The organism is Paenibacillus sp. Cedars, from assembly GCF_003184205.1.
Taxonomy (GTDB): domain Bacteria; phylum Bacillota; class Bacilli; order Paenibacillales; family Paenibacillaceae; genus Paenibacillus_AQ; species Paenibacillus_AQ glucanolyticus.
In genome coordinates, this window is sequence record NZ_CP020866.1 from 2,612,856 (window position 1) to 2,638,222 (window position 25,367).

Annotated in this window: 26 protein-coding genes; 24 read left to right on the plus strand and 2 right to left on the minus strand. The window is 49.8% G+C overall.

Translation table 11 applies throughout. From position 1 onward, the window contains the following. The first annotated feature begins 4 nt into the window (after window positions 1–4). From fabD to B9D94_RS13650, 4 genes are all read left to right on the plus strand, one after another. Window positions 5–1,285, plus strand: a complete 1,281-nt coding sequence (gene fabD / locus B9D94_RS13635) for an ACP S-malonyltransferase (RefSeq protein WP_148247254.1) — start codon at window positions 5–7, stop codon at window positions 1,283–1,285. A 14-nt stretch (window positions 1,286–1,299) separates the two neighbouring features. Beyond that, window positions 1,300–2,673, plus strand: coding sequence for a M20/M25/M40 family metallo-hydrolase (locus B9D94_RS13640; RefSeq protein WP_148247255.1), 1,374 nt, complete (start codon window positions 1,300–1,302; stop codon window positions 2,671–2,673). Window positions 2,674–3,133: 460 nt separating this feature from the next. Continuing rightward, the gene (locus B9D94_RS13645) at window positions 3,134–3,481 is read left to right on the plus strand and encodes a DUF1048 domain-containing protein (RefSeq protein WP_148247256.1); all 348 of its coding nucleotides are present in this window, start codon (window positions 3,134–3,136) and stop codon (window positions 3,479–3,481) included. A 10-nt stretch (window positions 3,482–3,491) separates the two neighbouring features. Beyond that, window positions 3,492–3,818, plus strand: coding sequence for a DUF1048 domain-containing protein (locus B9D94_RS13650; RefSeq protein WP_006210227.1), 327 nt, complete (start codon window positions 3,492–3,494; stop codon window positions 3,816–3,818). 210 nt (window positions 3,819–4,028) lie between these two features. Here B9D94_RS13650 and B9D94_RS13655 read toward each other — a convergent pair whose 3' ends face one another. Further along, entirely contained in the window at window positions 4,029–4,949 is a 921-nt protein-coding gene (locus B9D94_RS13655) for a TIGR03943 family putative permease subunit (RefSeq protein WP_172963943.1), read from the minus strand. A gap of 16 nt (window positions 4,950–4,965) precedes the next feature. Then, on the minus strand, window positions 4,966–5,979 hold the full coding sequence (locus B9D94_RS13660) for a permease (protein ID WP_148247258.1): 1,014 nt from the start codon (window positions 5,977–5,979) through the stop codon (window positions 4,966–4,968). A 386-nt stretch (window positions 5,980–6,365) separates the two neighbouring features. Between B9D94_RS13660 and B9D94_RS13665 the strand changes: the two genes are divergently transcribed. The 20 genes from B9D94_RS13665 to B9D94_RS13765 all read left to right on the plus strand — a co-directional run bounded on the left by B9D94_RS13665 (window position 6,366) and on the right by B9D94_RS13765 (window position 25,181). Further along, complete coding sequence (locus tag B9D94_RS13665) at window positions 6,366–6,620, plus strand: type B 50S ribosomal protein L31 (protein ID WP_006210223.1); 255 nt, start codon at window positions 6,366–6,368, stop codon at window positions 6,618–6,620. A gap of 167 nt (window positions 6,621–6,787) precedes the next feature. After that, window positions 6,788–7,120: a DUF3024 domain-containing protein gene (locus tag B9D94_RS13670; protein WP_051449157.1), complete on the plus strand. Its 333-nt coding sequence runs from the start codon at window positions 6,788–6,790 to the stop codon at window positions 7,118–7,120. A 44-nt stretch (window positions 7,121–7,164) separates the two neighbouring features. Beyond that, on the plus strand, window positions 7,165–7,977 hold the full coding sequence (locus B9D94_RS13675; RefSeq protein ID WP_148247259.1) for an AAA family ATPase: 813 nt from the start codon (window positions 7,165–7,167) through the stop codon (window positions 7,975–7,977). Between the two features lie 133 nt (window positions 7,978–8,110). Then, entirely contained in the window at window positions 8,111–8,818 is a 708-nt protein-coding gene (locus B9D94_RS13680; protein ID WP_006210218.1) for a metal ABC transporter ATP-binding protein, read from the plus strand. Continuing rightward, entirely contained in the window at window positions 8,764–9,630 is an 867-nt protein-coding gene (locus B9D94_RS13685; protein WP_006210217.1) for a metal ABC transporter permease, read from the plus strand. Before B9D94_RS13680 ends, B9D94_RS13685 begins: the two co-directional genes overlap by 55 nt. Then, complete coding sequence (locus B9D94_RS13690) at window positions 9,617–10,708, plus strand: metal ABC transporter substrate-binding protein (protein WP_148247260.1); 1,092 nt, start codon at window positions 9,617–9,619, stop codon at window positions 10,706–10,708. The genes B9D94_RS13685 and B9D94_RS13690 overlap by 14 nt, the downstream gene beginning before the upstream one ends. Before the next feature lie 29 nt (window positions 10,709–10,737). Beyond that, complete coding sequence (gene rpsN / locus B9D94_RS13695; protein ID WP_006210215.1) at window positions 10,738–11,007, plus strand: 30S ribosomal protein S14; 270 nt, start codon at window positions 10,738–10,740, stop codon at window positions 11,005–11,007. A gap of 242 nt (window positions 11,008–11,249) precedes the next feature. After that, entirely contained in the window at window positions 11,250–11,699 is a 450-nt protein-coding gene (locus B9D94_RS13700; protein WP_006210214.1) for a Fur family transcriptional regulator, read from the plus strand. Window positions 11,700–11,776: 77 nt separating this feature from the next. Next, window positions 11,777–12,976 carry a GTP-binding protein gene (locus B9D94_RS13705; protein WP_006210213.1) on the plus strand — a complete coding sequence of 400 codons (1,200 nt, stop codon included), beginning with the start codon at window positions 11,777–11,779 and terminating at the stop codon, window positions 12,974–12,976. A 123-nt stretch (window positions 12,977–13,099) separates the two neighbouring features. Next, a complete protein-coding gene (locus B9D94_RS13710) occupies window positions 13,100–14,149 on the plus strand; it encodes an ABC transporter substrate-binding protein (protein WP_148247261.1) in 1,050 nt (349 codons plus the stop codon). Beyond that, window positions 14,139–15,128: a FecCD family ABC transporter permease gene (locus tag B9D94_RS13715; RefSeq protein ID WP_148247262.1), complete on the plus strand. Its 990-nt coding sequence runs from the start codon at window positions 14,139–14,141 to the stop codon at window positions 15,126–15,128. Before B9D94_RS13710 ends, B9D94_RS13715 begins: the two co-directional genes overlap by 11 nt. Beyond that, the gene (locus B9D94_RS13720) at window positions 15,125–15,910 is read left to right on the plus strand and encodes an ABC transporter ATP-binding protein (RefSeq protein WP_148247263.1); all 786 of its coding nucleotides are present in this window, start codon (window positions 15,125–15,127) and stop codon (window positions 15,908–15,910) included. The genes B9D94_RS13715 and B9D94_RS13720 overlap by 4 nt, the downstream gene beginning before the upstream one ends. A 14-nt stretch (window positions 15,911–15,924) precedes the next feature. Continuing rightward, complete coding sequence (locus B9D94_RS13725; RefSeq protein ID WP_148247264.1) at window positions 15,925–16,848, plus strand: magnesium chelatase ATPase subunit I; 924 nt, start codon at window positions 15,925–15,927, stop codon at window positions 16,846–16,848. Between the two features lie 4 nt (window positions 16,849–16,852). Further along, on the plus strand, window positions 16,853–18,808 hold the full coding sequence (locus tag B9D94_RS13730; protein WP_253806154.1) for a VWA domain-containing protein: 1,956 nt from the start codon (window positions 16,853–16,855) through the stop codon (window positions 18,806–18,808). Window positions 18,809–18,847: 39 nt separating this feature from the next. Continuing rightward, the gene (locus B9D94_RS13735) at window positions 18,848–22,549 is read left to right on the plus strand and encodes a cobaltochelatase subunit CobN (protein WP_148247265.1); all 3,702 of its coding nucleotides are present in this window, start codon (window positions 18,848–18,850) and stop codon (window positions 22,547–22,549) included. A 288-nt stretch (window positions 22,550–22,837) separates the two neighbouring features. After that, window positions 22,838–23,083, plus strand: a complete 246-nt coding sequence (locus B9D94_RS13745; protein WP_006210207.1) for a hypothetical protein — start codon at window positions 22,838–22,840, stop codon at window positions 23,081–23,083. Between the two features lie 13 nt (window positions 23,084–23,096). Then, on the plus strand, window positions 23,097–23,483 hold the full coding sequence (locus B9D94_RS13750) for a spore coat protein (RefSeq protein ID WP_006210206.1): 387 nt from the start codon (window positions 23,097–23,099) through the stop codon (window positions 23,481–23,483). After that, entirely contained in the window at window positions 23,483–24,619 is a 1,137-nt protein-coding gene (locus B9D94_RS13755; RefSeq protein ID WP_040680683.1) for a zinc-dependent alcohol dehydrogenase, read from the plus strand. Before B9D94_RS13750 ends, B9D94_RS13755 begins: the two co-directional genes overlap by 1 nt. Before the next feature lie 32 nt (window positions 24,620–24,651). Continuing rightward, window positions 24,652–24,861 carry a hypothetical protein gene (locus B9D94_RS13760; RefSeq protein ID WP_148247266.1) on the plus strand — a complete coding sequence of 70 codons (210 nt, stop codon included), beginning with the start codon at window positions 24,652–24,654 and terminating at the stop codon, window positions 24,859–24,861. Continuing rightward, window positions 24,858–25,181 carry a spore coat protein gene (locus B9D94_RS13765; RefSeq protein WP_006210203.1) on the plus strand — a complete coding sequence of 108 codons (324 nt, stop codon included), beginning with the start codon at window positions 24,858–24,860 and terminating at the stop codon, window positions 25,179–25,181. Before B9D94_RS13760 ends, B9D94_RS13765 begins: the two co-directional genes overlap by 4 nt. The last annotated feature ends 186 nt before the right edge of the window (window positions 25,182–25,367 follow it).

Sequence of the window (25,367 nt, forward strand, 5' to 3'; positions counted from 1 at the left end):
GAAGATGCTGAACAAACATGCGATATGGTTTCCAGGTCAGGGATCGCAGCGCGTCGGAATGGGAAGAGCGCTGAGCGAGCGGTATGCGGTTGTCAAGGCAACGATACAGGAAGCGAATGAGGCGCTGGGCATGCGTCTTGATCGCCTGATGTATGAGGGACCGTTGACGGAGCTGACGCGGACGGACAATGCCCAGCCCGCCATTCTCGCGCTTGGCGTGGCGATGTACCGCGTCTACAGCCGGGAATGGGGATACCTGCCTGCGATGGCTGCCGGCCACAGCCTGGGCGAGATTACCGCTTTAACCTGTGCGGGAGCCATAACGTTCCCGGATGCGCTCCGGCTCGTGCGCAGCCGCGGCGAGTTGATGCAAAGGGCCGCCGCGGCAGATGTCGGCGCGATGGCCGCCGTGAATGGGCCGAGTTCCGATGTTGTAGCCAATGTATGTCTGGAAACCAGCGTACGCTGCACGGATGGAAGCCGTATGGTTGTGGTATCGAATATGAATTCAGAATCACAAACGGTGATTTCGGGACACAAAGAGGCCGTCCATGAAGCCTCCGAAAGACTCTTGACCCATGGAGCCGAAGTCATTCCGTTGCAGGTAAGCGCGCCTTTCCATAGCCCGTTAATGGCGCCGGCGGCGGCACAATTTGCCGAAGTGCTGAGCTGCGTCTCGTTTGGAAAAATGGCTTTTCCCGTCGTTTCCTCCTTGACGGGTCTGCCTTACGGGAATACAGCGGAGATTGGGGGTATGCTGGCAAGGGGATTGACAGACCCCGTCAATTGGCCGTCCGTCCTTGCATTTCAGAAGAGCATTGGCATTGCCGCTGCCGTGGAGCTGGGTCCGGGCCATGTATTGAAACGGCTGGCTCCAACAGACGGACAACGCGTATTCGCTTTTGACGACAAAGAGGATGAAGCATACCTGGCTGAAGCAAGTTTGCAAGCGGACGCTTATTCCCTTGAATTGCTTAATCGTTGTCTGGCTATCGCCACTTGCGTCCGCAACCGCAACTGGAACGCAGCCGAATATGAACAAGGCGTCGCTTCTCCTTACCGCGGTGTGCAGCAGTTGGTCGATCGGCTGCGGGAGACAGGAGAGCAAGTGGCGGAGGCACATGTACGACAAGCACTGGTGATGCTGGAATCGGTGTTTCGTACCAAAGGTGCGTCCGCCGAAGAACAGCGGAGGCGGCTTGCAAGGCTGCAAGGTGAGTTCGGCCTGCGCAGCTTGCCAGGGATTTCTCCTGCCGACCGCCCCTACGCGGGCAGTTTATTATAGGAAGGAGTGGGGTCATGGGTGCCCGGCTGGTTAATGATGAGTTGAAACAGAATGGAGCTCGGCGTGGCTCGGAGCTGCCGTCTCCTGTAGAGATTTTGCAGGCATTGATCCGCTTCAATACAACCAATCCGCCGGGCGAGGAAGCCGCATGTATCATGTATATCCGGCAACTGCTTGAGGATGCGGGTATTGAGACGCAGATAGAGGCGCTTGATCCAGCCCGGCCCAATCTGCTGGCGAGGATGAAAGGGAGCGGGGAAGCACCGCCGCTGCTGCTGTACGGGCATGTCGATGTCGTTGGCGTCGATAAGCAGGTCTGGAGCTGCGAGCCCTTCGGTGGCGAGATCGAGGGCGGCTTCATCTGGGGGCGTGGCGCTCTTGATATGAAAGGCGGCGTGGCGATGCTCGTATCGGCTTTCCTCCGCGCGCATGTCCACAAGCTGCCGCTGCGCGGTGATCTCATTCTGGCGATTGTCAGCGATGAGGAAGCAGGGGGCGACTACGGGGCTTCTTTTCTGGTAGAGCGGCATGCCGATTATTTTGCTGGCGTTAAGTATGCGCTTGGCGAATTTGGCGGCTTCACGTTCCATGCGCTGGGGAAAACCTTTTATCCGATTATGGTGGCGGAGAAGCAGCTATGTTGGCTCAAAGCGACAATCCGTGGAGAAGGAGGCCACGGCTCCATGGACAAGTCGGGAGCCGATTGTATGGCGCAACTGGGAAATATGCTTCAGTCGCTCAGCAGGAATAAGCTGCCGATACGTGTGACACCGGCGGCCCGGTTGATGATTGAAGGAATGGCCGCTTCGCTGCCGTTACTGCCAGCGCTGCTGTTGAGAGGAATGCTGCGTCCCCGCTTAAGTGGTCTCATCTTGAAAGTGTTGGGGGAAAAGGGCGGGATGTTCGCCCCGCTTCTGCGTAATACGGTCAGCGCAACCGTCGTTCGAGGCGGGGAGAAAATTAACGTTCATCCAAGCGAAATTACGGTTGAGCTGGACGGCCGAACGCTGCCGGGCGTCACTCCGCAGCAATTCATGGACGAGCTTCGCCGATTCACGATTCCTGATTGCATCGGGCTGGAAGTGCTCCGCCATGATCCATGCGCAGCAGCTCCCGACATGGGGATGTTCGGTTTACTGTCCGATGTGCTGATTGAAGCGGATAAGGAGGCCGTTCCGGTGCCAATGCTGCTGCCCGGAGGAACGGATGGAAGATGGTTTGGTAGACTCGGCATCCAAACCTACGGCTTCCTGCCAATGCCGCTGCCCAAGGACATGCCGTTTACCAAACTGATTCATGCAGCGGACGAACGTATCCCCATAGAAGCGATTCGGTTCGGTACGGATGCGATTTACCGGGTTCTGGAGCGGTACGGCGTGCAGCCGTGATGCCCTCGAAAACGTATTGAATATTAGCACATTACGTTTTTATTAGCGCTTGAAATGCAAATGAGCATTTCAAGCGCTTTTTGCATATTTCAAGTGTGACGTCGGGGAACAATGCAGCCCGCCTCCAAGTCGGCCCTGTACTTTGAGAAGATTAACGGAATTTCAAGATGTAAAAAAGCGGGGACCCATTCGATGCGGAGTGCTCCCTCGGGTATGTTATACCGAGCAACGTTATTGACAAACCAACTACTGCGTGATACTTTATAGAGGTAGTAAGTATGAATTAATACCTGCCATACTAAGTAGCGCTGATTGATTGTTCTGGTTAACCTGACGGTAATGCTCAATCGCCTGCTTGAGGGCCGTTGTTTTTGAAATTATAAACCGCAATAAGTCCTGCGATTTTCAAAAAACGGGAGTTCGTACCATCAAAAATCGACGAGTCAAAGGAGAGAAATTAATGAATTTCTGGGAAAAAATCACCGGCAGCGACATGACAAAAGAAATGAAAGATTTTGAATCGCGAGTCAAAAAGCTGCCAGACGATTATCAAGCGGCATGGGAACAAATTAATGCCAATCTTTGGCTGCACTCCGATTTCACTGGTCGCAACCTCATGCCCATTCTTGATGGTGTGCTTGGCCTGCTTGAAGAAACGGCGACGGACGGGCAGCGTGTCCAGGAGGTTTTAGGTGACGATATTCCAGGCTTCTGTTCAGCACTGGCTGGCGGAGAAGGGGCAAAGTCTTTTCGCGACAAGTGGCGCGAGCAACTGAACCATAATATCGCTAAAAAACTAGGCAAATAGGAGGGATAACATGGGAATAAAAGATATGATTGAAGGCAAAAAAGAGTGGCGAGCGCATGTAGCGCGTGTCAAAGCGCTCCCGCGAGAGTATCAGATTGTTTATAAAGAGATCCAAAAATATTTCTTTAAGGTCGGTCCTGTTGAGCTAAGCGAGGGAACGGGTTTGCTCTCGGGGATACTCGATCTTTTTGAAGAGGGCGCGTCCCTGGGGAAAGGCGTGCTCGAAGTGACGGGCACTGACGTAGCGGCTTTCTGCGACGATCTGATTAAAGATTCAAAAACGTACGCAGATATCTATCAAGAAGCTACCAAGGCCACAAAAAAGGCTACGGATTAAAGAAAACTACAAGGGGACACAAGAAGTCTTCAAAACGAGGTTAGACGGAAGCAGCGGGTGTGGAAGAGAATCGAGCTGAAACTGTTCATTGAACGAGAAAGTAATACCGTCTGTAATAATATATGACATCCTGCTTAAGAACGCCGAGCTCTGATCGACGTTCTTTTTCTATTGTACATAATCCGGTCACGGGCATATGGCTCCGGTCCACTACTCCAGAAGATTGTTAAAATTGTCCACGTAAGGGTACACATAAGGCGTTTCCGGAGCATCAACCGTTTGAATAAGTTCCCCATCCACCTTCACGACATCAAGATCATTGTAGCTGGTTTTTCCGATGGTTCCCGTTACTCGAACCCAAGTGTCTTTCTGCAAAGTCGCAGCGGCAGCACCCTCAACGATGATCCCGTAGGGGGTGGCGTCCGCAGAACAGCATTGAACAGCCAGTCTGGAGAGGATGAACTGATTGGCGGCCATATCGGGTTCTCGATAGACAAACCCTGTAAGCTCAACCTTTTTTCCTGTCAGAACATCGGCGTAGAGACTGAACGTTGTCAGATATTCCATAAAACCGGTATCACTTACGGTGACAGAAGAAAGTTCGTTGATTTTCTTGCCAAACTCCGCAAATTCCTCTAAATGCTCATGCTCCGGAAACGCTTCACGCTCCATCGGAATGTCTTGTTCAGAATCGGATGAATCCATTTCTTCCGGTGCAACTGACGGAACGTCTTTTGGCAATTCCGCATCCAGTCGAACCGGGGTTAAATTCATTCCTTTTATCGAAGCAACATTGCTGGCCATGATGGTGTTGGGCAGGAGAAAGCCCAGCAGTAACGGAAAGATGAACAATGAATAAATCCCGACATTCGATTTAATTGATTTGGGCGGGCCGCATTGGCAGTCACACATGGCGCTGCGTTTTCGGGCAGTTTGCATGGCCAGGTATGCCTGAGTGCCACTGAGAAGAAATAGCCCGACTGCAGCTAACTGGATATAGATTTTCATTCTGGGTGCAATATAATACATTAACGTCCCCGTCTTGACGAGATAGACAATAAAACATAAAAAGCAGAGCAGGATGATCGCCCGTATCCAGTAATGGACGGCTTCATTTCGCTGGTGTTCCACTTGATGCACTCCTCCTTTAGAACATGATTTGTCCAAGCGCAATCGAGAGAATAAAGACCGTAACGCTAGTAAGAACGATCAGGAATAAGACAAAGCGCTTGTTGAAGACAGACAGCATCATCAAGGTGCTCTTGAAATCGACCATAGGCCCGAATACCAGGAAACTGATGATAGAGGATGCGGAGAATGTCTGCAGAAAAGAAGAAGCAACAAAAGCATCCGAAGTAGAGCAAATCGACAATATAAAGGCAAATGCCATCATGAACAGATGGGAGCCGAGCTCACCCTGTCCAAGTTGAACGAGAAGTTCTCTAGGGATGAATGACTGAATGGCTGCCGTTATGATGGAACCGATAATCAGATATTTTCCCATGTCAAAAAATTCGTGAGCGGCATGATCCATCATGGAAAAAAATTTGTTCCGAGACGATCCGTGTGAAGAATCATTTGCATGGGAGTGGCTGGCGGTTTGCAGATTCTTCAATGGATTGCCTGAGACAAATTTATAGACGATAAGCCCGATGATCAGACCAACCACCAGAGCTAAGCCCATTCGGGAATAAACAATCTCTGGCTGTAAACGAAAGGCTTGATATGTTGAGGCATAAACGATAGGGTTAACGATCGGTCCAACCAGTATAAAAATAACCCCGATATAAAGAGGCATCCCCATCATCATAAGTCTCCGCACAATTGGGATCATGCCGCACTCACAGACCGGAAAGATAATGCCCAGCGTACAGGCAAATATGAAACCGAGGACCGGATTTTTGGGGCAGAACCGAGCGATCCACCGTTCTGATAGAAACAGCTGCATGAATGATGAGACAAATACACCGATCAGGATATAGGGCAATGCCTCCAATACAATGCTGATGAGCATCGTTTTGAATGTTTGGATTTTGTCCATATCGGGTACAGGCATATTTAAGTTTGAGATGACGTCCGGAAAAAGGGCCACATAGATTATGGCAAGGATGATTACGAGAAATGCCAGATTGAGTCCGGACTTTGATAACCACGTGCGCAAAACAGTACCTCCTATATGTAGACAGCTGCAGGGCAGCTGAGACGGGCAAATAATAAACCGGAGTTCATGCATGCTTCTCCTAATCCGTAATAATTACTATTAAACCATGAATGGCGATCCATTGACAATATCTTTGAGAACACTTGTGAAGATTGTCAGAATGGACTAAAGGCTCTTTGTATGAATTAAGCGCAAGATGAACCGCGTACCCTGTTTCTTGGTGTGCGGTTTTTCTTTATGCTCCGAATTAATGATGAGTAATACCATAAACCGGGAAGTTGACAGATATGAAATTATATCTTAATATGCGTCTAAGGCGTTATTCGTAATAATTACGATTAATGATCACAAAGAGTCAAATGGCTCGGAAAGAAGAGGACATCACCATGCAAAAAGGGATACATCCAACCTTCCAGAAAGTCATATTTCTGGATGCGAGCGTCGGTTATTCATTTCTTAGCGCCTCCACGAAAACTTCCTCAGAAACTATGGAATGGGAAGACGGTCATACCTATCCTGTGATTCGGGTAGATTCGAGTTCTGCGTCACACCCTTTCTTCACAGGCAAACAGAAAAATACTGAAATTGGTGGACGCGTCGATAAGTTCAAGAAACGATTCAGTTATAAAAAGCAGTCGTAAAGCGCTTCCCGATATAACAGTTTGAAGCGTATTTTGCACGCTGTCTTTTTATATTGAGAACGTTTCTTGGGGCATTGGACGAACAAGGGAAGCTTTGATCCAAGTATGGGACTCAAGGGAAGGCACTGTTGTGATAAAGACTGCACTTGCTGATGGGAGGTTACTTCGTGGACAGCTTTACTCTGAAAAGAATCCGTACCCTTCTGGAAGGTTATATCGGTCTGAAGGTTCCCGCCGAATTAAGGGGAGAAGTACGTTTAACATACCAAATCAGGGAAACAACGATCACATTGTCAGAGGAAAGGCCGGATTGGACGCAGCGTGCCTGGAACGCGACGGAATTTGTTCAATTTCGGCTTGAGGATCATGAATGGCGTGTGTATGGCAAACCCGACGGTGACGAATGGGCTTCATTATCCACAATCGCACCCAGCAGAAATTTTGAAGAGGTGCTGGAACAGGTTGAGATGGATACCCATGAAGTCATTTGGGTCACATAACCCTGTAAATTTCGATATATGCAGTGAAGGAGCAGCAGTTGACCATGAGCAAAAGCAATGCAAGCCAGCGTATTCCTCGTGCCAAAGGAATCGATATGGCAGCCGTGTATTCACCTAAAGAGTGCGGAAGAAAGGCCAGGCATCTCATATTGCCTGAATTCAATCAGAGAATTGTGGATGAATTTATAGCCATTTTGGGAATGAGGGAGGAATTTGAGGAGCATCACGTGCCGATCCCTAACCGGGTTGTCATGTACGGTCCCCCCGGAACCGGAAAAACCTTAACGGCCTTTTATATGGCCAACATACTGGAGCTTCCTCTTGTCCTGGTTCGTATGGATGCCATCATTCATAGTCACCTGGGCGAAACGGGCAGCAACATTCGCAAAATTTTCGATTATGCCAACACATTTCCCTGTGTTCTTTTTCTTGATGAGTTTGATGCCATTGCCAGAACGAGGGACAGCAACGATGAAGTGAAGGAGATGGCTCGTGCCGTAAATACTTTGCTGCAATGTCTGGATGACTTCGGGGACAAGAGCATCATTATGGCTGCTACCAATTTGGAAAAGGATTTGGATCCGGCCATATGGCGCAGGTTCGACACAAAGATGACGTATTCGTTGCCGGACTATAACAGAAGGCAGCATTATATGGAACTCCTGCTCGGAGATTTTCAGTGCGATGAGGCAGCATGGACTGAAGCCTGTGACCAGCTTGAAGGGTGCAGCTTTGCCGATATTGAGCAAATTGTGTTGAAAGCGAAACGAAAAGCTATTATAGAACGTCAACCGCTGCAGGGAAAACATATACAAGATGCTTGCGACGAATATAAGCCTGATGTGGCGACAACTTAACTGGCATGACCCTAATAGAGAACAGAAACAAATCGAAAAAGTGATTGGAAATAAGAAATAGCGGGTTCTTAAATCGTAATCTTTAGACTGAGAAAAACGGTTTTTCTGTCACAAGGAAGGAAGAGAAGGAGATATGATATTGTCTTCCATGCGCGACGTCTTTTTTGGATACGGGGACCAGGCTGTGATTGAACACTTGTCGCTGGATATCCATAGCGGAGAATTTATCGGCATATCCGGTCCCAATGGTGCCGCAAAATCAACCCTGCTGAAATTGATGCTTGGTTTGGCAAAGCCTTGGAGCGGGTCCGTGGTATTCAAGCGAGTGCTGGAGGACGGATCCAAGATATCGGTTGGATATGTGCCGCAGCAAGTAGCCTCATTCAACGCAGGATTTCCCAGTAAAGTGATTGAGCTTGTGCGATCGGGCCGCTACGCGCGCCTCGGTTTGTTCAAACGCTTCACATCCAGAGATCATGAGGTCATTGAGCGCAGTCTGAAGGAAGTGGGAATGTGGGAATATCGCAGCCGAAAGATCGGCGAATTGTCGGGAGGTCAGAAGCAGCGGATATGCATCGCGAGAGCCCTGGCCCATGAGCCGCAGGTATTGATCCTTGATGAGCCTACAACAGGGATGGATGTTACGAGTCGTTCGGATCTGTACCGATTATTAAACAATTATGTCAAACAGAAAGGTTATACGGTCATTATGGTTACCCATTCGCTCGAAGAAATCGGTCCATATCTGGACCGTGTTGTCCAATTGGAGCGAGAGGAGAATGAGGGATGGCGATGCTCAGTTACGAATTCATGCAGCGAGCTTTTTGGGCCGGAGGTTTGATCGGCATTATCGGTCCTGTTCTGGGTGTGTTTTTAATGCTGAGGCGACAGGTGCTTATGGCGGACACACTCTCTCATGTTTCCTTGGCAGGGGTGGCGTTAGGTTCTTTCTTGAAACTGAATCCCGCGCTCAGCGGTTTTGCTATCGCTATCATGGGGGCGCTTGTGATAGAACAGCTTCGTAGAGTTTATCGCACCTACAGCGAGGTTCCGGTCGCCATTATTATGACTTCCGGTCTTGCTCTGGCAGTTGTTCTCATGAGCTTGAATCAAAATCTGAGCAAGAGTTTCAGCTCTTATTTGTTTGGATCGATTGTCGCTGTTAGCGATATGCAACTTCGTCTGATTGCCGTGGTAGCGGCAGTGGGGGTATTGTTTTTTGTCGGTCTGCGCCGGCCGCTCTACACCTTTGCTTTTGATGAGGAAACCGCTGCGGTATCCGGTACGCGAGTCTCGCTCCTTTCCTTTTTGTTTGCGGTGTTTACGGGGATGACGGTTGCGGCTGCAATGCCGGTTGTCGGTGTGCTGCTGGTTTCAGCGTTGATTGTGCTGCCTGCCTCGATCGCGCTCCGGATTGCGCCGGGCTTTATTGCAGCCATGGGGATTGCCGTCGCTGTTGGCTTGAGCGGTGTTTTTTCGGGGCTTACCGCTTCTTACTATCTGAATACGCCCCCAGGAGGAACGATTGCCCTCATTCTATTAGGCTTCTTAATGATTGCTGTAATCTTTCAGAAATTAATGCAAATACAGAACCGAAGACGGATACAAAAAATAAATAGAAATAGGAGTTATAAAAATTATGAAGAGATTTAAACGCATGTTAACCCTACTATCCCTATCTGCTGTATTGGCTATTGCAGGATGCGGTTCGGGAAATTCGACGGTGGCTAATGAGGGAAGCGCATCTCCCGAAGGCAACCAAGCGGCGGACACTTCCGCCACGGAAACGGCAAAACTTCAAGTTAAAACCAGTTTTTATCCCATGTATGAGTTCACTAGACAGGTAGCGGGCGATCTAGCGGAAGTGGAGAACCTGATTCCTCCGGGTGTGGAAGCGCATGATTGGGAACCGACACCACAGGACATGGCAGGGATTACTGAGGCCGATGTGCTGGTGTATAACGGTGCCGGCATGGAAGGCTGGGTCGATCAGGTTCTGGAAAGCGTTCAGGGCACGGAGTTAACGGTAATTGAGGCAAGCAAGGGAATCGAGATCATGGAAGGATCGGGCCATTCTCATGAGCATGAAGAGGATGCTGATCACAGCCATGACGAGCATGCTCATGAACATGAAGAGGAGGCTGATCACAGCCATGACGAACATGCCCATGAACATGAAGAAGACGGGCATCAGCATGACCATGGTGGACTTGATCCGCATGTGTGGCTCTCCCCTGCCATGGCTGTCCAGCAGGTTCGCAGCATTGAAGCGGGTTTGGCTGAAGCGGCTCCGGAACATAAAGAGGCATTCAAGGCAAACGCGGATGCTTATGTAAGCAAACTGGAGGCATTGGACCAGGAGTTTAGAGATGGGCTGAAGGCCGCCAAACGAAAAGATTTCATCACACAGCATGCAGCGTTCGGGTATTTGGCCAGAGAGTATGGATTGACTCAGGTGCCGATTGCAGGTTTATCCCCGGATCAGGAGCCGTCGGCAGCACAAATGGCCGAGGTTATTGAATTTGCCAAGGAGCACGATGTGAAAACCATATTCTTCGAAACCCTGGTGTCATCAAACGTTGCGGAAACTATTGCTTCCGAAATCGGAGCTTCCACGTCGGTCCTTAATCCAATCGAAGGGCTAACCGATGAGGATACCGCTGCCAACCTTGATTACATTGCCATCATGCGTCAGAATCTTGAAGCTTTGCAAAAGGCTTTGAATGAATAGTTAACAACAGAAGGGAGGTGTGTTGGCAAATGGCCAAAAAATCAAAAGTAGTGAAAGAAATGAAAAGACAACAGACGGTAGCTAAATATGCGCAGAAACGCAAGGAATTAAAAGAAAAGGGCGACTATGATGCCCTCCAAAAACTGCCCCGGGACTCTTCCGCGACTCGACTCCATAATCGCTGTGCGATTAGCGGCAGACCAAGAGGTTATATCAGTAAATTTGGTGTATCGCGGATCGTGTTTCGGGAGTTGGCCCATAAGGGGCAAATTCCGGGCATAACGAAGTCCAGCTGGTAATCGTTCCCTGTGAACCGCTATGGACAGAAGAGAGATGACTCCTTATAGATTAAGGGGTCATTTCTTATCATGTGCGAGATTACCGCCTAGCAGAGCAGGTGAAGATACGATTGTTGACAAGTGATAAAACCGGAAGTAATATTAATCGTAATGATTACGAATAAGAAGTATAGGTTTGAAAGTTTACCGATCAGCGGCTGTTATTGAACGACTTCATGTTTCCAGCAGGGCAGGTGTTTAGTGTGGAGGATAGCAGACAGCTTGATAAATTGATCGATTATCTGGTCGATCAGAGAGTTCGGATAACCACGCAGCGGAGATTTATGCTGGATCTGGTGGTAAGCCTGAACCGCCCATTCTCTGCGATGGAGTTATATCAAGCGATGGAGCAGACCTTTCAAGGTTTGAGTTACGGCACGGTGTATCGGAATCTTGAGCTGTATAAAAACCTGCGCATCATCGAAACGTTTGCGCTGGACAATGAACTTCGTTATCGCTTGATTGATCATGTGCAGCCTCAGCTTCATTTCATTTGTATGGATTGCAAGCAAACGATTCCCATGAGTTTTGATCCTGAGCAAATGCTGCTGCCCGAGCCGCAGCGTTTCCAATCATTGAATTACAAAATCGATGTGTTTGGCTACTGCATGGATTGCCGAGCTTCATCGGAAGAAGGCTTAGAGCAGCCTTAATCAAAAAAGAAGCGGTTTCGCTCTATGGTCTGCTTGATCAAAGATTGACAACCTAAAGCATAAAGGAGTTGTGGAGAATGAGTCATCTGATATTCGAAGATAAGAAAATACCGGTAACGGTATTGAGTGGATATCTGGGGGCAGGAAAAACGACGGTTTTGAATCATGTGCTGAACAATCGAGACGGACTCAGGGTGGCCGTTATCGTGAATGACTTGAGCGAGGTTAACATTGACGCTGGTCTGATCAGGGAAGGCGGTGGACTAAGCAGGACGGAAGAAAAGTTGGTTGAGATGTCCAATGGCTGTATATGCTGCACACTCCGTGATGATCTGCTGTTGGAAGTTGAGAGATTGGCCAGAGAGGGCAGATTCGATTACATACTTATTGAATCCACCGGGATCGGGGAGCCTGTACCGGTTGCTCAAACGTTTACGTACGTTGATGAAGAACAGCAAATCGATCTGTCGAAACTGACTCGTCTGGATTGCATGGTTACCGTAGTGGATGCGTATCATTTCTGGCAGGATTACAACACAAAGGATACATTGCAGGATCGCAATCAGGAAGCGGGAGAAGGTGATACAAGAGGTGTCGTTCATCTGTTGACTGACCAGGTGGAGTTCTGCGACGTGTTGATCATCAACAAGTGCGATATGGTCAGTGAGGAAGAGCTGGCTAACTTGGAAGCTGTTCTTAAAGGATTGCAGCCGCGAGCGAAGATGATTCGCACCACGCACGGCAGAATCGATCCCAAGGAAATTTTGAACACCCGTTTATTTGATTTTGAAGCAGCAAGCCAATCCGCCGGATGGATTCAAGAGCTCCAGAACGAACACCATACGCCTGAAACCGAGGAATATGGAATCTCATCCTTTGTGTATTCACGGAAGGTACCGTTTCATCCGGAACGTCTGCTGCAGTGGATGGGAAAATGGCCCAAGGAAGTGGTTCGCTCCAAGGGGATTTTATGGTTAGCCACGCGAAACCATATGGCAATGACCTTCAGTCAGGCGGGGGTATCACGCCAATTGTCACCGGCAGGCCTATGGGTTGCCGCGTTGTCGGAAGAAGAGAGATTCGCGTATTTTGGCAGCGAATTCGTGAAAACTCCGGACTGGGATGACATCTGGGGAGATCGCGTGAACAAACTGGTGTTTATCGGGGTCAACTCTGACAAGGAAGCCATCACTCGGTCACTGGATCAGGCGCTGCTAACAGACGCAGAGATGGAAAGCGATTGGTCTTTGTTAACAGATCCACTGCCAGCATTGTAGCGCGTGAATAAGCGAATGCATCTTAATCTGCATGTCCTGAAGGTTAGTCGTTTTTTGATAAAGAGAGAAGAATCATAACCATGATCCGGCAACGGATAACATGATAAAAAGGAGAGTACATCCATGTATTTAACATTCAAGCAACGCAAGAGATTCCCTCGGTTTGTGGCATTAAGCTCAGCTATCATCCTATGTGCATTCATATTGTCAGCTTGTGGGGGGCATGAATCTACAAGCACAGAAGCCGCTCCTCCAAGCAGTGAAACATCTCAAACGGGACAATCGGATTCAAACCTTACACCCATTGAAGAGGATTACATAACGTTTCAGGATTCAACGGGACGAACCATAACTCTTAAGGAACAACCTAAGCGTGTAGTGGTGTTATCGCCTGAATTCCTCGATCTTCTCTATGCCGTGGGGGGGAAGGCGGCAGGGCGAATGGAAGCCTCGGGAGTTTCCATCCCTGAAGAGGCGGAGAGCGTATCATCCGTTGGTACGGTTAGCCAGATTAACCTGGAGCAGGTTGTCGCTCTAAGCCCCGATTTGGTGATCGGACAGCCTCGTTTCCACAAGGAACTTGTCCAGTCTCTTGAGAGCAGCGGAATTCCTGTAGCCTTGATGAGCCTATCCGATTACGAGGACATGAAATCCAAAGCCGAGTGGATGTCCAGGATTGCTGGCACGGTAGAGCAACTGCCGGCGAAGCTGCAGGCATTGGATGACCGCGTAAATGACATTTTGGCTAAGCTGCCCGGTGAATCGCCTACTTTTATCAACCTGAATGTAACTCCTGGCGGGATTTCGATTCAGAAGGATGGCACATCGGGGCTTGAGATCGCTAAAATGCTGGGGCTTACCAATGCAGCCGGGGAGCTGGAAGCCTCACCTAACAGTCCGACGACCTCGCCCTACAGCATGGAGACACTTGTGAAGCAAAACCCGGATTATGTTTTTATGATTATCCACGGGCAAAAGGCGGTTGGAGACAAGAAGATTCAAGAGGAATTGGAAAGCAATCCGGCATGGTCTTCTCTGGGGGCTGTCAAGAATCAAAAGGTGATTGTAGTGCCGTCAAATCTGTTTCTTACGAATCCCGGACTGCATTATGATGAAGCATTAGTGTATTTAGCGAAGCTAATTTATCCGGAGATCTTCGGTGATGTTCAATAAAACAACCCGCCCTGTGTGGATCATATTGATCTTTCTGACAGCTGCGATCGCAGCGTGTCTGTTTAGCATTGCCACAGGAGCGGTGATGATCTCTCTGCGAGATATCGTAGACGTTATTCTGCATCATGATCTTCCAGGCATGAACCGGGACATTATCTGGAACATTCGGCTCCCGAGAACGCTTGTTGCCATGCTGGTAGGCGCCAATCTTGCAGTTTCCGGCGCGCTGCTGCAGGGGGTCATGCGGAATCCGCTCGCAGACCCACATCTTATAGGGGTTTCCAGTGGAGCCGGTTTATTTGGCATTTTCCTGCTGGTCGTTGTTCCACAATATGATCATTTCCTGACACCTGCCGCTTTTATCGGAGCAACCCTGGCTGCCTTCATCATCTACCTGTTGTCCTGGAAAGACGGGGTTAGTCCGCTGAGGATTGTTCTTGCTGGAGTCGCAGTTTCGGCATTTTTGGGATCAGGTATATCCGCGATGCTGACCTTTTACAGTGACCGAGTGCACGGCGCTTTAATCTTCATGGTTGGCGGGCTGGCTGCCAAGAGTTGGCCTGACCTGTCAACGATACTGCCTTATTCGATCATCGGTCTTCTTCTCGCAGTTGCCGGTTCCAAGCAGATGAACATTATGATGCTGGGAGATTCCAACGCACGAAATTTGGGTACTCGAGTGGAGCTTTCTCGGCTCCTGATAACGGCTACGGCTACGCTGCTGGCGGCAAGTGCCGTAAGTATTGCAGGATTACTGGGGTTTGTGGGCCTTATTATTCCCCATATCGCCAGATTGCTTATCGGGGGAGATTATCGAATTCTGATACCGGCATCTGCCCTGTTGGGAGCAGCCGTGCTGACGATTTGCGATACGCTCGCCAGAATCATGTTCTCACCGATTGAGCTTCCGGTAGGAATCATAATGGGTGTATTAGGCGCTCCCTTTTTTCTGTATCTCCTAAGGAGGAAACAAGTTTGAACAGTATCGAGACGGAACAGCTTTCACTCAGGTATCATGACAAGTTCATTATTGAGCAGCTGAATATTTCCTTTGTTGCAGGAGCCGTTCACAGCATTATAGGCCCGAATGGCTGCGGAAAAAGCACGCTCTTGAAATCGCTGGCCCGACAACTGAAACCGGCTGCAGGTCAAGTTCTGCTGGACAGCAAAGCGCTATCCAACTTGAAAAGTCGGGATGTGGCAAGGAAATTATCCTACATGGCACAATCCCAGGATCCGGTGGAGGTAACGGTAAAAGAATTGGTCGGGTATGGCAGGACGCCTCATCAGCCTTATTGGCATCATACCAGCGAGAGAGACCGTGAAATTACGGAGTGGGCTATCAACGCCGCGGGACTCGCTTCATATCAGGATCGGATGCTCCATACGCTATCAGGCGGTGAACGACAGAGAGCCTGGATAGCCATGGCACTGGCCCAACAGCCCGGGGTGCTGCTGCTGGATGAGCCGACAACCTATTTGGATATCGCCCATCAGTTGGAAATATTGGAGATGATTAGAGATCTTAATCAAACATTAAAAATGACCATCATTATGGTCATGCATGACATCAACCACGCTGCGTCGTATTCCGACTTTATTCTGGCCATGAAGTCCGGGACGATCGAAGGATTCGGTTCCCCCACGGAGGTATTGACACCGGAACTGCTTAGCCGAGTATTCGGTGTGGTGGCTTCCGTGGAATCCGACACGGTATATAACAAGCCATTTTGCCGGATTACCGGATTAATAGAGAAATAAAGGAGCTGAAGGTCTTGGATGCATTAAATACGCTGTATCCCTTTACTGCTATCGTTGGTCAATCCCAGTTAAAGCTTGCGCTAATCCTGAACGTCATAAATCCAAAGCTTGGCGGTGTATTGATCCGCGGAGAGAAGGGGACAGCCAAATCAACAGCCGTTCGTTCATTGTCCGGACTTGTTCCCGAACTGAACGTAGTCAATCTTCCGGTAAGTGCAACTGAAGATCGGGTAGTTGGCGCACTGGACATCGAACATGCAATCAAAACAGGCGAGAAGAAATTTGAGCCGGGATTGCTAGCGGCGGCACACGGTCACATTCTATATGTTGATGAAATCAATTTGCTGGATGACCACATTGTGGATGTGCTGCTGGATGCAGCAGCCATGGGGGTTAACACGGTGGAGAGGGAAGGCATATCTCATTCCCATCCTGCCCGGTTCCTTCTGGTGGGGACGATGAATCCCGAAGAGGGCGACCTGCGCCCTCAGCTTTTAGACCGTTTTGCATTATCGGTGGAGGTAGGCGGAGAGCGGGATGTGCGGGAGCGTGCGGCTGTCATTCGCAGACGGCTGGAATACGAACAGGACCCAGCGACCTTTGTTAAGCAGTATCAGTCGGAACAGGAGAACATGCTGCGGCAAATTCTGCAAGCTCGCAAACGGCTTGACGGTATACGAATCACGGATGACATGCTGGAACTGGCGGCAAGAATCGGCATAGGCCTTGAGGTCGACGGACACCGCTCTGACATAACTCTGATCAAAACAGCAGTAACTTTGGCGGCATGGCATGAGCATGAGGCCGTTTGCCTGGAACATATAAAACATGCGGCTCGCTTTGTATTGCCTCATCGCATGAGGCGCCAACCGTTTGAAGAAACGGGCGGCATGGAGGAGCGCTTGCAGGCCGTGCTGGAACCTGCGCTGACGGTATGACGTGATGAACATACACCAGCATGAGCTTTTGAACATATCGTATCCCTTTAGTGCAATATGGAGACAGGAGAGGGCCAAGCGAGCGCTTCTGCTGTATCTTGTTAATCCCGCCATCGGCGGAGTCCTTGTCAGCGGTCCTTCCGGATCAGGCAAGAGTCTATTATTGCATGCGGCTTCGTCTCTGGCTCGGGGACGCCGGAAGTTATCCGTACCGGCCAATCTTACTACGGATCGGCTGTTGGGTTCATTGGACATCCAATCGACCCTGGAAACCGGGAAAATAGTCCATGCGCCAGGGTTGCTTGAAGAAGCTGACGGACAATTGCTGCTTGTGGACCATATGAACCTAATGCCTCAGACCATGATGAAGGAGATCGTCAGTGTCCTGTCAACGGGCAGAATTCACGTACAGAGGGAGGGGTTATCCGCCGAACGAAACAGCAGGTTTATGCTGCTTGCCGCTATGGACCCGGAAGAAGGGATTCCTTCGCCTCCACTGCTGGACCACTTTGGATTTTATGTGGCGATGGATCATATCGGCGAACTCGAAACCAGAGGTGAGATTATTCGAAGAGCGCTTCAGTTTGAAGGAGATCGGCCAGCGTTTAGGGACCGTTATTTGTCTGCTGAGGATGCGCTACACCTTCGATTGGAAGCTGCCGCAAGATCGCTTTCCGGGGTGGCGGTGAGTGAAGAGATGATTCAGCTATCAGCCTCCATCGCACACCAATCGGGAAGCGGCAGTTCTCGGGCTGAGCTTTGTTTGATCGAAGGCGCGAAGGCAGTCGCTGCATGGGAGGGACGGGAGGAAGTGACTTCCGATGATGTTCGGGAAGCCGCGGAATATGCGCTGCCCCACAGAATGAGAAGTGCGGCGGAGAACCAAGGCACTTCCCGGAGCACCGCTGAGGAACACGAGGGGGAGAAGCACTCCGTTTCTTCGAAGGAAGAGGAGGTCATCAGATCACAAGCACCTGTACGGCCGCATGATGGTCATGAACTAAATCGGCAGCATGATTTGAGTGGGGACTCATCATTTGATTCGGATCTGAAGACAGGCAGCGACAAGGCTGACGGGCAAAGCGATGGCCGGGACGAACAAGTGCTGCCGCCGGACGAAACGTTCTCTATCAAGCCTTTAGATCTGGACATGAAGCAGCGGAAGTTCCATCACGAAGGGCCCGGCAAGCGCAATCAAACCCGTGCGCTTCAACAGCAGGGACGATCGATCGGTTTCATGAATCCAAGAAACAGGCATAAAACGGATGTCGCTTTTGATGCAACCATTCGAGCGGCAGCCCCTTTTCAGCGCTTCAGGCCCAAAAGAAAGGGATTGGCGTTTGTCATTGAACCCGACGATTTACGCCAGAAGAAAAAGGAAAGCCGGGTAGGTGCCACGCTGCTGTTTGTGGTGGACGCCAGCGGCTCCATGGCAGCTCGAAAGCGCATGAAAGCTGTAAAAGGCGCAATTCTGTCTCTTCTGCAGGATGCATACGTGAAGCGAGATCAGATCGGCATGATTGCTTTCAGAAAGGGACAGGCGGAGCTTATTCTGCCAGTTACACGCAGTGTGGATGCCGCCTCGAAACATCTCAAGGGAATCCCCACAGGCGGGAAAACCCCGTTGGCAGCTGGCCTTGTCAAAGGCTATGAGACCATTCTTTCCGAAAAACGAAAAAACAAGGGAACATGGCCTGTGATGATTGTGGTGTCGGACGGCAGAGCCAACGAAAGTTTCACTGGACTATCCGCCAATCCTGATATTTGGAACGAATGTCTGGCAATCGCAAGGCGGATAGGTGCTGAAGGAATTCCAAGTCTGGTACTTGATACGGAACAGGGGTATGTCAGATTGGGACGCGCACAACAGCTGGCGGAAGCGCTTGGAGCGGAATATAGAATGCTGGACCACACGGATGATCAGAGATTGCTGAGTACCCTTCGCTCTACTTTGAGCTGAGCCAGCCGGTTTGTAAATAAGTTGAGAGGGGGAGATTCGATGAATATCGTTGTTTTAACAACATCGCACACAGCGATGAAAGATCTGTCACAAGTCTATAAGAATTTGGGACCTGCTCTGCGCAGCCGTTTATCGTTATCCGTATTTAATATTGAAGGAACTCTATCGGAAGAGGCGTGGAAATCGCTTGAAGTCAGCGTGGCAAGGGCAGGGTTTATCATACATGATCCTCATGGGACACCGGCTCCGACAATTGCCCGTATCCATGAATGGTGTGCTGAGGTGGAGGCCGAGCAAGTGATACTGGGCGGAAGTGCCGAAGGGATTCAAGATCTGTTTCGATTGGGTGCTTTGAGATACGAAGATACTGTGGGTGTTCGAGTGCAGGGAGGCTCTCCTGTTTCCCAGGGGGAACCGGGTATATCCAACGATTTGCGGCATTATCGTACGCTGCTTGAATATTGGAGGAATGCAGGAGATCGCAATCTGCACCACATGCTGGGCTATATTGTAACGCACTATGGAAAAGAAGCCAGCTGGCCGTCGGTCGAGCCGCCATTCGTCCTGGAATCATTGAGTATTTATGACCCGTATAAGAAACAGACATATGAATCGCTGGAAACCTATCAGACAATGACCAATATCCAGCAAGAACTGCCAACGGTAGCCGTTTTGTTTATGGGACACAGTTATCCGCTCCATACGGGGGACATAATCGGCGAAATCATTCAGGAGATTCGGAAATTCGCCCATGTGCTGCCCATCGCCATGACTTCTTTGGTTCACGTGGATTCGAAAAAGTTGAGAAATTTCCTGATGTTTGGCGGAACCCGTGGAGGGAAAGTAAACCTGATTGTCAATTTTATCCCGTTTCGGTTAGGAGCCGGTCCGACCGGCGGCAGAAGCGAAGAGATTTTAGCCCTGCTGAGGGAAGTGGAGGCGCCGATGTTTCATCCGTTTTTCCTGACCAGAAGAGAAAAAGAGGAATGGGAAAACTCGCGGCAGGGATTGTCCCCTTCGGAATTTCTTGTACAAATGATGCTGCCCGAGCTTGATGGCAGTATTGAAATGCTCCCGGTCGCTGCATTATCCGCTCGGGACTATGATGAAGAGATGCAGCTTCACATCAAGGAGCTGCAGTTAATCGAAGATCGTGCGCAGCGGCTTGTGAGCCGGGTCCAGCGGTATTTGGAACTTCAAACCAAGCCGCTGGCCAAGAAGAGGATTGCCATCGTTGGGTACAATTATCCTCCAGGAGAGGGGCATCTGTTCCAGGCATCCTTCCTGGATACCTTCGAGTCGATCTCCCGAATCTTGAATGCGATGAAACAACATGGCTACCTTACGGAAACGTATTCCGGAACGGAGCTGCGAGAGCGATTTATCCACGAAGGAATTGTGAATTCCGGCATATGGACAGACGAACGCGGGTCTGCATCTTTACTGAGGTACGACAGCGATCACTACGTTCAGAACAATGAGGTGTTTGCCAAACGACGAGAGGATTATGTTCATCAGTGGGGAGAAGCCCCAGGCGATGTCATGACGACTGAGTCCGGCGCATTCCAAATTCCGGGGCTGATGAGCGGCAATCTGTTTATCGGAGTGCAGCCCAGTCGCGGGATTCATGAGAATCCTGAAGCGGTCTATCATGATAAAGGCCTGCTTCCGCATCATCAGTATTTGGCTTTTTATCAATATATTCGGGACGAGTTCAAGGCCGATGCCATCCTGCATGTAGGAACTCACGGAACCCTTGAGTTTCTGGAGGGCAAAGAGAGCGGAATGTCCGGCGACTGTCTGCCGGATGCCCTGATTCAGGATCTTCCGCATGTGTATGCCTACTATGTCGGCAATCCATCCGAAGCTATGATTGCCAAGCGAAGAACGCATGCAACCCTGATTGGATATCAATCACCGCCCTTCACGGCAAGTGGACTATACGGCGAATATGCGAAGCTTGAAGCACTGCTGCATCATTACCGGGCTGAGGAACAGCTGAATCCGGCACGCGTGGCCGAAGCGTGGAAATTGCTGCAGGAGCAAGCAGCCTCCTTGTTTCTTGAAGCCGAGGGACCGGAAGAGATTGAGAAGGAGCTGTACCGCATCGGAAGATCCTTTATCCCTGACGGTTTGCATATTTTGGGGGAAGGCTATGATCATGAACAGGCTGCCAGGCATATGAACATGATTCTCTGTCATGATCGCGGTTCGCACGCCTCACTCCAGAGACTGTATGCCGCCTCGTTGTCTTGGGATTATGACGACCTGCTGGAGAGCCAGAACATTGATAGGCTCCAGCATCTGGACAAGTGTGTAGAGGACGCTGTCCTGTTATATACCCGCAGCGGTGAAATTCCCGAGCCTCCGCATCTGCCGGAGGAACTGCAGAGCAACTGGGAGGAAACGTGGAATCATGGATTGACGGCATACCGTTCAACCCAAGCCGATGCGGAGCTTAGCCATCTTCTCAAGGCATTGGATGGAAAATATATTCCTGTTTCTTTGGCAGGCGACTGTATTCGTAATCCGGAGGTGCTGCCCTCAGGCAATAATTTGGTACAGTTCGATCCCAGAGCTATTCCCAGCCGTACTGCCGTGATAAGCGGCTTACAAATCGCGGAGAATACGCTGAAGCTGTATCACGATGCACATCAGAAATACCCGGAAACTACCGCACTCGTAATGTGGGGACTGGAGACTTCCCGAACCCAAGGAGAAACGCTGGGACAGATTCTGGCTTATCTCGGTGTCAGAGTGAAGGAACGGGAACGCTCCATGCACAGGGAATTTGAAATTATTCCGGCGCAAGAACTTGCCAGACCCCGCTTGAATGTGGTTGTGCATATCTGTGGATTCTTCCGGGATATGTTTCCGGATCTGCTGGTGGAACTCCATCAACTATTTAAAGCTGTTTCGGAGCTGGATGAACCGGCAGAACAGAATATATTCAAACAGCGTTCCGAGCAGCTGTATGAACAATTACGCAAGGCCGGAGCCGAGCATGACGAGGCTTGGGATTTGGCATGCGCGCGCATTTTTGGCCCTGCGGAAGGAGAATACGGGACGTCTGTAGCCAAACTGGTGGAGACCAAACAGTGGGAAGATGAAAGCCATCTGGGAGAAGCCTTTATCCACAGTCTGAAACATGTATACAGCTCGAATTACCGAGGCAGGGAAATGTACGAGCTGTACAAGGCCAATCTGGCCGCAGTAGATATCGTTTCGCAAATCCGGAGCAACCATGAGCATGAAATTATCGATCTGGACCATTATTACGAATTTTTTGGCGGTTTGGCCAAATCGGTTGAGATCTCCAAAGGGGAGCCGGTCGACATATTCATTTCTGATACGACGCGAGAACATGTGCTGACCGAAGAACTCCAATATGCAGTCCAGCGAGGTGTTCGGACGCGTATGCTTAATCCCAAGTGGATCGAGGGGATGCTGAAGCATGATTATCATGGGGCACAGAAGGTGGCTGACCGAATGGAGAATCTGCTGGGTCTCGCCGCGACAACTAACCAGGTGGATTCTTGGATCTTTTCTGCAGTCCATCAGGAATATGTAGCAGATGAGCATCGCAGCAAGCAAATGAAGGACAATAACCGCTGGGCTTATCACGGCATGCTGGAGACCTTGCTTGAGAGCCATCAGCGGAATTATTGGAACGCTTCCGAGGAGGAGTTGGAGATGCTTCGGAATCGTTATCTGGAGATTGAGGGAGATTTGGAAGGCTAGCGATTCCCATAGGCTTCTTAAAAGAACAGCGTAAAAAAGCTCTTTCGCCGAGGGTCATTGCTAATGCTATGGCATATGCGATTGAGCAGCCGGATTATGTGGATGTAAGTGATTACAATAAGGAAGAAAACCAGCAATCTTCTGATCTGAAGGTTGCTGGTTTTTTTGTGTATCCTTCAACTGGCATATTTTAGAATACGGCAATGGGGAAACTACCCGAATCAAGCCTCAAACAAAAGGATAACCTATCCTTACATCTATGTTAATTAAAGGAGGTACAAGTCAAACGTGAAAGATAATTCACTCGCCCCCCACGAATCGCTCGATCTCCATGAGGTGCTGAATTTCAAGACGCTCTGTGCGGCAAAGTCCAAGCTGATGCAGGGAATCGTTTTTGACCAGGAATTAAAGATGCTTATGCAAAAAGACGTTGAACAATCTACGGTGGCTATCCATGAGCTGAAAGCGATTTATCAAAGAGCGCCATTCCAGGCTCCGGTTCCCGAAAGCAAGCCTACTCCCATTCTAAATTAAAGGTGATGACCTGATGAACAGCGATTATTTAGATCCGATCAATTCGCTTAACATGCCTGAAATGGCCGACATGACATTCGCCATGGATTTTCTGCTTCGAGCCAAGGAAGGGGTACGAAACACCGCCGTTGCCCTGACCGAAACCGTATCGTCCGATGCCAGAGAACTGCTCAAAAAGCAGTTAAAACAGGGCATTGCCCTTCACCAGGAAATTACCGAGCTTATGATCCGCAAAAAATGGTTTCATCCATATGAACTGAACGAACAATATCAGCTGGACCAGCTTTCCGCCAAAAATACAGCCATGATTGCCGGAATGAACCTGTTTCCGGGAGATACGTCGCGCAAAGGGATGTTTGACAGGACGCCGGATGAGCATAAGGGGGAAAGCCAAGCATGATGAAAGCAGTGACGTACCAAGGAGTTAAGAATGTCGTTGTCAAAGACGTTCCCGATCCGAAAATCCAAAAGCCGGACGACATGATTGTCAAGCTGACCAGCACCGCCATTTGCGGCTCCGATTTGCATCTGATTCACGGCATGATTCCCAACCTTCAGGAGGATTACGTCATAGGGCATGAGCCGATGGGGATCGTAGAAGAAGTGGGGCCCGAAGTCACCAAGCTGAAAAAGGGCGACCGCGTTATTATCCCGTTCAATATTGCTTGTGGCGAATGCTTTTACTGTAAAAATCATCTGGAGAGCCAGTGCGACAATTCCAATGATAACGGAGATATGGGAGCGTATTTCGGTTACTCGGGAACGACCGGTGGGTTTCCTGGCGGGCAGGCCGAATACTTGCGGGTTCCGTTTGCCAATTTCACGCATTTTAAAATTCCGGAAAGCAATGAGCAGCCGGATGAAAGCCTTGCTTTGATCGCCGATGCGATGACAACCGCTTTTTGGAGCGTTGATAATGCGGGCGTGAAACAGGGCGATACGGTGATCGTGCTTGGCTGCGGTCCGGTCGGACTGCTTGCTCAAAAGTTCTGCTGGTTTAAAGGCGCGAAGCGGGTTATCGCGGTCGACTATGTGGATTACCGGCTGCAGCATGCCAAAAAGAACAATAACGTTGAAACCGTTAATTTCGAGCATCATGAAAATGTCGGCAGCTACCTGAAGGAAATCACCAAGGGCGGAGCGGACGTAGTCATCGATGCGGTGGGCATGGACGGAAAGATGAGCGACCTCGAGTACCTGGCGAGTGGTCTGAAGCTGCAAGGAGGGACCATGAGCGCTCTGATTATTGCTTCCCAAGCGGTTCGCAAGGGTGGGACCATTCAAATTACCGGCGTATACGGCGGACGCTACAACGGATTTCCGCTGGGAGATATCATGCAGCGCAATATAGCCATTCGCTCCGGACAAGCACCGGTCATTCATTATATGCCTTACATGTATGAACTGGTGACGACAGGGAAGGTCAACGTGGCCGATATCATTACGCATGTGATTCCGCTTAGCGAGGCCAAGCGCGGCTACGAATTGTTTGATACGAAGACGGATAACTGCATCAAAGTTATTTTAAAGCCGTGAAGAGCTGACTAAACGAGGGAGTGAACTTCTAGATGAATCCAACGTATGCAATGCATGAAGTCTTGGAGGTGCATGAGATTGCTGCCTTCAAGACGGTCTGCATGACGAAGTCCAAGACGATGCAGGCGCTGGTCACGGACCCCGAACTGAAGCTTATTCTTCAGCAGGATGCCGCCATGTCATCCGATCAGCTGTCCGAGCTCGCTGCGATCCTGACCAAAGGAAAGGAGGCATTGCAATGAATCCTGTACTGGAGTACATGACGGGCATGAACAAAATGACGGATGATGTAATCGCCATGGACTTTTTGGCCACGGCCAAGAGCGGCGTCCGGAATTTGGCGATGGCCGTAACGGAATGCGTCACACCGGAAATCAAGGGTGTTCTGGAACGCCAATTGGAACAGGCAATCGATACGCATGAGAAGATCACCCATTATGCGATTGCCAAGGGATTGTATCATCCCTTCAACGTGCAGGAACAGTTCCGCGTCGATATACAGCAGATCGAAACGGCGCAGAGCATACCCTTACCATCACCAGCACCCTCACCAGCACAATAGTATCGAGCACACTTATAAATAACCGCACCTGATTTAGCAGAGAGCCGGCTGTAGCCATACAGCCGGTTTTGTTATGGCGATAGGCCACGAGCCTGGTTTATCATAAATAATATTATTGCAAATGCAACAATATTGAAGTAGAATGAATTCTAGCTATTTTATTGAATTTGCAACAAAAATATAGAA